At 58.3% G+C, this 1,609-nt stretch carries 2 protein-coding genes; both read left to right on the top strand.

What is annotated here, in order from left to right; all coding sequences use genetic code 11:
- A partial coding sequence (locus PKH29_02110; GenBank protein ID HNX13633.1) for a hypothetical protein occupies nucleotides 1-444 on the top strand: 444 nt, incomplete at its 5' end.
- 154 nt (nucleotides 445-598) lie between these two features.
- On the top strand, nucleotides 599-1,453 hold the full coding sequence (locus PKH29_02105; protein HNX13632.1) for an ATP-binding protein: 855 nt from the start codon (nucleotides 599-601) through the stop codon (nucleotides 1,451-1,453).
- Nucleotides 1,454-1,609: the final 156 nt, after the last annotated feature.

Raw genomic sequence — 1,609 nt, 5'->3', positions numbered from 1 at the left:
ATTGATGCGGACCGCGATCGGGACGGTGCGAAAACGGCGCGCACAAACCGCATAAAAGAAAAGAAGCCGGTAAAGAAGATCGATTTCGGGGCGGTCATGGATGACTTCAACCGCATCTGTGTCTCTTTGCCTGCGGTAAAATGCCTGACCGACGAGCGGAAAAAAGCCGTCAGGGCGCGGAGCGCCGAGCACGGGGCGGAAAGCTTGCGCGAAGTGTTTGAAAAGGCCGAGAACAGCGACTTTCTGTGCGGCAGAAACCCGACGAACGCGACGATTTCCGGTTACCGGGGAACGCGCACGTCGGGAGAGCCCTGGCGCGCCTCGTTCGACTGGCTGCTGAACAAGGCCAATTTCGTCAAAGTGCTCGAGGGCAATTACGAGCCCAAACCGTATGAAAGATCCGACCTCGACGACTATTTCGACAGCATCATGTGCAAGACGTAATGACTTTGCTTCCCGACGTGCCGCGCACGTTTTTAAAGGGGGGATGGCATGCGGACATGTTCACATGACGGGAGGATTCATCCGATTCTTTCTGAACTCTGAATTCTTAATTCTGAACTCTGAATTCGTTTCTTAGCCTCGGAGGGGCAAAAACATGAACGATCTGCTGAACGTCATTCAAAAAACCTCCGCGCTTGCCGGGCAAAACAACCCGCGGCGCGCGAACGACTACACGAAAGCCGGATTGCTTTACTGCGGGTTCTGCCATACGCCGAAGCAATGCCGGCAGGAATTTTTGGGCAGACAGCTCACCGTCAACTGCCTGTGCGCCTGCGCGGTAAAGCGCAGGGACGAGCGGGAAGCGAATGAGCGCACGGCCCGGACAGCGCAGGTGATCGCGGAACTGCGCAGGGACGGGTTTTCGGAGCGCGGCATCTCCGAATGCGCCTTCACGGCGGATGACAATCAGAATGCCGACCCGATGCAAAAGGTGAAGGACTACGCCGACAACTTTGAAACCCACAAAAAAGAGGGGAAAGGCCTTGTGCTTTACGGCGGCGTCGGCAGCGGAAAGACCTTCGCGGCGGCCTGCGTCTGCAACGCGCTGCTTTCGCGCCTGATTCCCTGCCTGATGACCAACGCCGCGCGCGTCTCCAATCTCTCGCAGGCGCATTTCGAGGACCGGCAGGAGTATTTCGACAACCTGAACCGCTTTGACCTGCTGGTGCTCGACGACCTGTCCTCCGAGCGCAGGAGCGAATACCTGAACGAAACCGTCCACAGCGTCATCGACGCGCGCTGCCGCGCCAAACTGCCGCTCATCGTGACCACAAACGGCACCCCGAAGGGATTCGGCCATGCCGCGGATCTGTTCGAGGGCCGCATTTACAGCCGCCTGTTCGGCATGTGCGACTTCGTCGACTTCGGCAATCACGACCGCCGCAGGGACGCTTTCCGCGGCAATAAGAAAATTCAGAATTCAGAATTAAGAATTCAGAATTCAGAGTAGGGCGCAGGGCTTAACAGACTGCGGGTCCGCACAGACTGCGGGTCCGCACAGACTGCGGGTCTGCACAGACTGCGGTCTGCACAGACTGAGGTCTGCCTGATGCGCCGCCGCTTTGCCTCTCTCGTCAGAGTAGAGCGCAACGCCCCCCCGTCGCCT

The organism is Oscillospiraceae bacterium (assembly GCA_035353335.1).
Classification (GTDB): Bacteria; Bacillota; Clostridia; order Oscillospirales; family JAKOTC01; genus DAOPZJ01.
Note: the sequence above shows the minus strand (reverse complement) of the source record. Positions and strands in the feature narration are given on the sequence as shown.